This window comes from Bacillus proteolyticus, assembly GCF_001884065.1.
Taxonomy (GTDB): domain Bacteria; phylum Bacillota; class Bacilli; order Bacillales; family Bacillaceae_G; genus Bacillus_A; species Bacillus_A proteolyticus.
In genome coordinates, this window is the sequence record NZ_MACH01000044.1 from 1 (window position 1) to 7,298 (window position 7,298).

A 7,298-nucleotide genomic window follows, 5' to 3' on the forward strand; every position below is an offset into this window, starting at 1 on the left:
AATAAAAATTGACGTTTCACGTTGTTTGTTTCGTTTAGTTTTCAAAGTTCAACATCGCGTTTCAGCGACTTTTATAATTTAACATTTCGAGTTAAATCTGTCAACAACTTTTTTCTTTCGTTCCTGACGACGCTTATTAATTTATCATATTAATGATTAATAAGTCAACGCTTTTTTAAAAAATGCCAAAATAATTTTATCTTGGCATTATATATAGCTTAATAATTACCAATGCAGCAACACCCGGAACCCCTAATAAACTCGATACAGTAGCTGTTCCTATATTAATCGGAATATGAAAATCAAAATATGAACCTGCTACATTCACTCCGAATAATAACGCTATACCTAAAGTAACATGAAAGAGGGCTTTTCCTATAAAACGTATTGGTTTGGATGAAACACCAAAAACAAGAAAAATAAAAACTAAAGAAAGAATACCAACAATAATAATTGTAGAATTCATTTTTTCCTCCTTATGAATGACCTATACATATTTATTTGTATGGGACAAGACAATAAAAAAGAACATATAAGCATAACTCCTATCACTTCATCTCCCTAAAATAGATCCTACGCATACCAGCTATCAACTAATTCCACCCCTCCTTTCAATTAACGCTGTACTACCGTCAACAAACTTGAAGATAAAAAGTAAAAAGGTCCTGCTTCAATAAGCAGGACCTTTTTACCATTGTTCCATCTTCACAGGACGACGCTTCGCTTCTTTTAACAAGAAGAAATATTTCGCCTCTGCTATTTTCAAAGAACAAAGTACATCTGGAGATGGTTCTACACTTTGTTCAACCATTCTCTTCTGTCGTAACCATTCATTCTTTACTTTTTCCAATAGTACAATTAACTTATCATCGTACTCTTTACGCAATTTACCCTTTTTTTGAAAGAACATTTTTGTTTCTCCTCTTATACTTCTCTGCGGCCTTCTAGCGCTTTCGACAGTGTCACTTCATCTGCATATTCTAAATCTCCACCAACCGGTAGACCGTGTGCAATACGAGTTACTTTAATACCTGTAGGCTTTAAGAGGCGGGATATATACATCGCTGTAGCTTCCCCTTCAATATTAGGGTTTGTTGCTAATATCACTTCTTGTACCGTTTCATCTTGCAATCGCTTTAAGAGTTGTGGGATATTAATGTCTTCCGGTCCAATTCCCTCCATTGGAGAAATCGCACCACGTAACACATGATATACACCTTGATACTCTTTCATTTTTTCCATGGCAATTACATCTTTCGGCTCTTGTACTACACAAACAACCGATTGATCTCTATGCGAATCGTCACAAATATAACAAGGATCGCGGTCAGTGATATGCCCACATACAGAGCAATACGCTAAATCTCGCTTCGCATTCACAAGTGCTTTCGCAAAACCTAACACATCATCTTCTTTCATATCTAATACGAAGAACGCCAGTCGAACCGCTGTTTTCGGTCCGATTCCTGGCAATTTCATAAAACTATCAATTAATTTTGATATCGGTTCTGGATAATGCATATATCAATATCCTCCTAGAACATTCCACCTGGTAAGTTTAAGCCTTTTGTAAATTTACCCATTGTAGAATTTGAAAGTTCGTCAGCTTTTTTAAGTGCATCGTTCGTTGCAGCTAATACTAAGTCTTGTAACATTTCGATATCTTCTGGATCTACAACTTCTTCTTTAATTTTCACTTCAAGAACTTGCTTATGACCATTTGCAATAACAGTAATCATTCCGCCACCAGCTGTACCTTCAACTGTTTTTTCACCAAGCTCTTCTTGCGCCTTTGCCATGTCCTTTTGCATCTTTTGCATTTGTTTCATCATATTATTCATATTTCCCATTCCGCCACGCATCATAATTAATTCCTCCTAATTATTATTACTCTTTTATTTCGATAAGTTCTTGCCCTACTAATTTTACAGCTTCTTCTATAAGAGGGTCTTCTTTTTGTTCTGGGCTTTCTTCAGAATCCCCGCCTTCGCGTTGTAAAAAGTCTTCGCGAATTTTACCCCATTCACTTTTTGGGATAGCAATCATGTTTAACCTTTTACTTAGCAATTCAAAAAGAGTCTGTTCCAATGTATCCATCGCTTCTCGATTTTCACTTGCCATTTTACAATGGATTTCATATTGAAATGCTAACACATAAGTATCATCTGAAGCTGCTACCGGCTCACTATTTTCTAATAAAACAGCAAACGCTACTTTGTTATATGACTTGAGTCGTCCTAACAACTCACCCCATACAGCTTTTAACTGTTCTAAGTCTTGACGCTTTGCTTGCTTTAACACTTCATTCACGCGTCCGACAGGAATTTTCATACTTCCTGTTCGTACTGATTTTGGTGTCGCACGCGTCTCTCTTACTTCCTGCTGTACACCAGCTGGCACACCATTCTTTTTAACTTGCTCTAACTCTTTCTCCAATTGCTGCATCCTGTTCATAATTGCTTGCAAACGATCTGTACCATTTGCCTGCATCATAAACTGTTGACACAATTGCACCATAACAACTTCTAAGAAAATCCGTGGATGGTTTGTCCACTTCATCTCCTGTTGTCCCTTACTAAGGGTATGAATAATTTCATAGATTACTTCCGGTTGCATTTCTTCACTTAATGTACGGAATTGATCATCTACAATTACCCTTTCCAACATATGTTCTAATTGTGGTGAAGTTTGATATAAAAGCATATCACGATAGTAGTAAATGAAATCCTCCATAAAACGAACTGGATCTTTCCCCTTACTCATCATTTCATCTATAATACGTAATGCTCTTGATACATCATTTTCACGTATACATTCTACTAAGTTACCTAAGTATTGTTGAGAAACAGAACCCGTTACAGCTAAAACATCTTCACTCGTCACAGTCTCATCACTATAAGAAATCGCTTGGTCAATCAAACTTAATGCATCACGCATACCACCTTCAGCGGCACGTGCGACGATTTGTAACGCTTCATCTTCTACTTGTGTACCTTCATTTGTCACAACCGTAGATAATCTCTCAACGATATCATTTACTGATATTTTTCGAAATTCAAAGCGTTGACAACGTGAAATGATTGTCGGTGGAATCTTATGCGGCTCTGTTGTCGCCAAAATAAAGATAACATGTCCTGGCGGCTCCTCTAACGTTTTTAAAAGCGCGTTAAAGGCACCCATAGAAAGCATGTGGACTTCATCAATAATGTATACTTTATATTTCACAGCACTTGGAGCATATTTTACTTTATCTCTTATATCTCGAATTTCATCTACACCGTTATTTGAAGCCGCATCAATTTCTAATACATCTGAAATAGATCCTTGTGTAATTCCTAAACAAGAAGGACATTCATTACAAGGTTCAGCTACCGGAGCATGTTCACAGTTAATTGCTTTTGCAAATACTTTTGCAATTGTCGTTTTCCCTGTTCCCCTTGGACCAGAAAATACATAAGCATGTGAAACTTTCTCTTGAAGAAGGGCATTTTGCAACGTTTTTGTCACGTGCTTTTGACCGACTACATCTCCAAACTTTTGCGGTCTCCATGTTCGGTATAACGCTTGGTATGACACGAAAATACGGCCTCCCTCAAAGGTTATTATCTCATTTATTATAACCCATTCTGTTTATAGATTCCAAAAGTTATTTTCTATACAAAAAACCCACCTTAGTATTAAGGTGAGTTTTGTATACATATATAACTGCCGTGCACCTTCTGTCGATTACGTACCATAAGCGTTACTCAAGCAGTTAGCTCGGTTCAGGCACTCCTGCGGCACACGAGAAGACCCGCTTATTGCTGCTTCCTTCCGGACCTGACAAGGTTCACGGGGTCCCGTTGCGCAGGACCCAAACGTCAACACCACTTACTTAAGGCAGACCTTACAGCAACATAACCTCGAGAAGGGATTCGGCCTCGCTAGAGCGGATTGCGAGTATAGGGCACCGCTACCTCCCCGCTTAGCACGGCAAAGTTAAAACCAATATTCGGTTGCCTTCATTAAAGGCATTATTAGTATAACTTGTTTTTTTACAAAATGCAAATACGTTAGTTCGTATTACTTTTCTCTAATTTTTTCGCTTCTTTTCTTTTCTTACGAAGCTCTCTAAAAAAATTCGTTAACAACGTACCACATTCTTCTTCTAGTACACCAGCCACCACTTCGCATTGATGATTAAAACGCTCATCGGTTAAAAGATTCATTAATGTACCTGCACATCCACCTTTCGGATCGCTCGCACCATATACAACCCTTTTTACGCGTGATAATACAATTCCACCTGCACACATTGGACAAGGTTCTAATGTTACATATAATGTTGCATCTTCTAAGCGCCATGTCCCTAATTTTTTGCATGCCTCATCAATAGCTAACAACTCAGCGTGAGCTATTGATCTTTGCTCAGTTTCCCTTAAATTATGAGCAACACTAATTACTTCACCATCTAACACTATAACTGCACCAATTGGTACTTCTTGTATTGCCTCTGCTTTTTTAGCCTCTTCTATTGCTAACTGCATAAAATAAATATCTTGATCGTGTTCCATACCATAGTCCTTTCATTACAAATAAAGTACACTTATTTCCATTTACTACACATGGGATAACTTTTACAAATTCAATCCACCCTAAGAAAAAAGAGAGGGGATTACATATGAAGAATACTGCCTTACTCATTATCGATATGATTAATGACTTTCAATTTTCACACGGTCCCACCCTAGCCAAAAAATGCAAAATTATAACAAATCCTATTTTACAATTAAAGAAAACAATGAAATCCTTTGGCTACCCCATAATTTATATTAATGACCATTATCAACTTTGGAGATCTGATATTGACCAACTGATTACTCATTGTACAAATGAGTATAGTGAAAATATCATTCATAAGATTGCTCCAGATTCTGATGATTACATTTTTATTAAACCACATTACTCTGCTTTTTATGAAACACCTTTAAATTCTTTATTAGGCTATTTAAAAATAGAAAATCTAATATTAACAGGAGTCGCTGGGAATATATGTATCCTCTTTACAGCTAACGATGCTCATATGAGAAATTATACACTGTATGTACCACAGGACTGTATTGCCTCTAATCACGATCAGGATAACCTGCATGCTTTAAAAATAATGGAAGCCACATTAAAAGCAAATATAGTACCGTCATCTCAAATAAAAATTAATTAATACATATATCTATTTTCTAACTTTTTATATCAAATTAACCCGCTCGCTTCCCTCTTGTGCTACAATAATTCTGTTTTGTGTTTTTAGTAGTCACGGTAAATCACTGGTTGAAAGGAGGAAACAGCGTGACCGGAGTACCATTTATCACGGTTGAAGGACCAATTGGTGTTGGAAAAACTTCACTTGCGAAGGAAATTTCAACTCACATGCAACTCCACTTACTAAAAGAGATTGTTGATGAAAATCCTTTTTTAGGAAAATTCTACGAAGACATCGACGAATGGAGTTTTCAAACAGAGATGTTCTTTCTTTGTAATAGATACAAACAACTAGAGGATATTAACATAAAGTATTTGGATCAAAGGAAGCCTGTAGTAGCAGATTATCATATATTCAAAAATTTGATTTTTGCATCCCGTACATTAAAAGATTCTCAATATGACAAGTACATGCAAATTTATCGTATCCTTACTCAAGATATGCCTGTACCAAATGTCATCGTTTATTTAACAGCGAGCCTAGAAACATTACAAAAACGAATTGCGATGCGCGGAAGAGAATTCGAAAAAAATATGGATCCAAATTATTTGCTACAGCTTACAAAAGATTACGAGACAGCAATGGATGCTTTCAAAAAGGACCATCCAGATATTCCAGTATTGAAGTTTAACGGAGACGATATGGATTTTGTAAGAAATCCTGATGATTTAAATGTCATCTTATCCACTCTTCAAAATACTCTCTTGAAGGAGTCGAAATAATAATGAATTTAAGGCAAAAATATGATATACCAAATGATGCAGTTATCACTATTGCTGGAACAGTAGGTGTCGGTAAATCAACTATGACAACTGCATTAGCTAACGCTTTAGGTTATCGTACATCTTTCGAAAAAGTAGATTCCAATCCATATTTGGACAAGTTCTATGCTGATTTCACACGCTGGAGCTTTCACTTACAAGTATATTTTTTAGCAGAACGATTTAAAGAACAAAAAAGAATTTTTGAATATGGTGGCGGTTTTGTCCAAGACCGTTCTATTTATGAGGACACTGGTATTTTTGCAAAAATGCATCACGAAAAGGGTACAATGACAGAAACTGATTATGAAACATACAAAGGTTTATTTGATGCTATGGTCATGACTCCTTACTTCCCACATCCAGACTTATTAATTTATTTAGAAGGTTCTTTCGATGATATTGTCGACCGTATCCAAGAACGAGGACGTCCAATGGAACAACAAACACCAATTGAGTATTGGAAAGAGATGCATGGACGTTACGAAAATTGGATTAATGACTTTAATTCATGCCCTGTTTTACGACTAAATATTAATGAATACGATATTTTAAAAGATGGCGATTCAATCGAACCAATCATTAAAAAAATTGGCCATTTTTTAAAACAAACACGTAAACTTGTAAAATAAAAAACCCGTGCATATGCACGGGTTTTCCTATTAAATTACTTCTTCTTTGTTGGAGCAATAATTTCACTCTCAGGTTTTCCAGCGTTAATACGCTGACGAACAGTACTTGTACTAATATCATATGTTTCAGCAATCTCTTTAACAGTCATTTCTTTCCCGTTAATTACTGCTGTTAATACTTTACCTGTACGTTTTGGAGCTGCTTCTTTCTTTACAGCTGATTTTTCAACCTTTTTTGGTACCTCTACTTTACTCGCAACTTGTTGTACATCACAAGTACAACCACAAAGTTTACGGAATGTATCATCGCTTATAATGCGTGACACGTTTGCACCACTGTTTAAAATTCTATTGTTCTTACAGACAGGACATTGTACATAATATAAAGTTTTTCCATCTAAAGGAAACGTTTGTATAATAAGATCCATGTTGACTCCTTTCATATCTATGAAGATAATCATCGGAATATGAGTGTGTAATAAGGACAAAATCGCCTTACACCATACTTTATGATTGGTTTTAAAATAAAAACTCGTTACGTGTTGGTAACGAGTTCTCCAATCTCCACTTATATGCGCTGTTGTCAATTATATCTGGAGGAGGTAGAGGGATTCGAACCCCCGCGCGACTCTCGCCGCCTGTCGGTTTTCAAGACCGATCCCTTCA

10 protein-coding genes and 1 other RNA gene are annotated in these 7,298 nt (G+C 36.3%); 3 read left to right on the forward strand and 8 right to left on the reverse strand.

Going from position 1 to position 7,298, the window contains the following annotated elements; translation table 11 throughout:
* Positions 1–196: 196 nt before the first annotated feature.
* The 7 genes from BAQ49_RS04375 to tadA all read right to left on the reverse strand — a co-directional run bounded on the left by BAQ49_RS04375 (position 197) and on the right by tadA (position 4,553).
* Positions 197–466: a pro-sigmaK processing inhibitor BofA family protein gene (locus BAQ49_RS04375; protein WP_001089266.1), complete on the reverse strand. Its 270-nt coding sequence runs from the start codon at positions 464–466 to the stop codon at positions 197–199.
* 222 nt (positions 467–688) lie between these two features.
* The gene (locus BAQ49_RS04380) at positions 689–910 is read right to left on the reverse strand and encodes a YaaL family protein (protein WP_071744325.1); all 222 of its coding nucleotides are present in this window, start codon (positions 908–910) and stop codon (positions 689–691) included.
* Positions 911–924: 14 nt separating this feature from the next.
* Positions 925–1,521 carry a recombination protein RecR gene (recR, locus tag BAQ49_RS04385; RefSeq protein WP_000559165.1) on the reverse strand — a complete coding sequence of 199 codons (597 nt, stop codon included), beginning with the start codon at positions 1,519–1,521 and terminating at the stop codon, positions 925–927.
* A gap of 14 nt (positions 1,522–1,535) precedes the next feature.
* Complete coding sequence (locus BAQ49_RS04390; RefSeq protein ID WP_170956690.1) at positions 1,536–1,862, reverse strand: YbaB/EbfC family nucleoid-associated protein; 327 nt, start codon at positions 1,860–1,862, stop codon at positions 1,536–1,538.
* Between the two features lie 25 nt (positions 1,863–1,887).
* Complete coding sequence (dnaX, locus tag BAQ49_RS04395) at positions 1,888–3,576, reverse strand: DNA polymerase III subunit gamma/tau (protein ID WP_071744326.1); 1,689 nt, start codon at positions 3,574–3,576, stop codon at positions 1,888–1,890.
* Between the two features lie 132 nt (positions 3,577–3,708).
* An RNA gene (gene ffs / locus BAQ49_RS04400) (signal recognition particle sRNA large type) lies at positions 3,709–3,973 on the reverse strand.
* A 79-nt stretch (positions 3,974–4,052) separates the two neighbouring features.
* Positions 4,053–4,553, reverse strand: coding sequence for a tRNA adenosine(34) deaminase TadA (tadA, locus tag BAQ49_RS04405; RefSeq protein ID WP_071744327.1), 501 nt, complete (start codon positions 4,551–4,553; stop codon positions 4,053–4,055).
* Between the two features lie 107 nt (positions 4,554–4,660).
* On the opposite strand from tadA, the gene BAQ49_RS04415 reads away from it, so the two are divergent.
* The 3 genes from BAQ49_RS04415 (at position 4,661) to BAQ49_RS04425 (ending at position 6,632) form a co-directional block, all read left to right on the forward strand.
* Complete coding sequence (locus BAQ49_RS04415) at positions 4,661–5,200, forward strand: cysteine hydrolase family protein (RefSeq protein ID WP_071744329.1); 540 nt, start codon at positions 4,661–4,663, stop codon at positions 5,198–5,200.
* A gap of 125 nt (positions 5,201–5,325) precedes the next feature.
* Positions 5,326–5,961 (forward strand): deoxynucleoside kinase, encoded by a 636-nt coding sequence (locus BAQ49_RS04420; protein WP_071744330.1) that lies wholly within the window; start codon positions 5,326–5,328, stop codon positions 5,959–5,961.
* A 2-nt stretch (positions 5,962–5,963) separates the two neighbouring features.
* Entirely contained in the window at positions 5,964–6,632 is a 669-nt protein-coding gene (locus BAQ49_RS04425) for a deoxynucleoside kinase (RefSeq protein WP_001053582.1), read from the forward strand.
* 35 nt (positions 6,633–6,667) lie between these two features.
* Here the strand turns inward: BAQ49_RS04425 and BAQ49_RS04430 are convergent, their stop codons facing one another.
* Positions 6,668–7,060: a sigma factor-like helix-turn-helix DNA-binding protein gene (locus BAQ49_RS04430; protein ID WP_071744331.1), complete on the reverse strand. Its 393-nt coding sequence runs from the start codon at positions 7,058–7,060 to the stop codon at positions 6,668–6,670.
* Positions 7,061–7,298: the final 238 nt, after the last annotated feature.

Bases quoted from the DNA above. Each gene is read 5' to 3' on its own strand.
- tadA (WP_071744327.1), bottom strand. From the start codon at position 4,553: ATGGAACACGATCAAGATATTTATTTTATGCAGTTAGCAATAGAAGAG.
- BAQ49_RS04430 (WP_071744331.1), bottom strand. From the start codon at position 7,060: ATGGATCTTATTATACAAACGTTTCCTTTAGATGGAAAAACTTTATAT.
- BAQ49_RS04425 (WP_001053582.1), top strand. From the start codon at position 5,964: ATGAATTTAAGGCAAAAATATGATATACCAAATGATGCAGTTATCACT.
- recR (WP_000559165.1), bottom strand. From the start codon at position 1,521: ATGCATTATCCAGAACCGATATCAAAATTAATTGATAGTTTTATGAAA.
- BAQ49_RS04375 (WP_001089266.1), bottom strand. From the start codon at position 466: ATGAATTCTACAATTATTATTGTTGGTATTCTTTCTTTAGTTTTTATT.
- BAQ49_RS04380 (WP_071744325.1), bottom strand. From the start codon at position 910: ATGTTCTTTCAAAAAAAGGGTAAATTGCGTAAAGAGTACGATGATAAG.
- BAQ49_RS04390 (WP_170956690.1), bottom strand. From the start codon at position 1,862: ATGCGTGGCGGAATGGGAAATATGAATAATATGATGAAACAAATGCAA.
- BAQ49_RS04415 (WP_071744329.1), top strand. From the start codon at position 4,661: ATGAAGAATACTGCCTTACTCATTATCGATATGATTAATGACTTTCAA.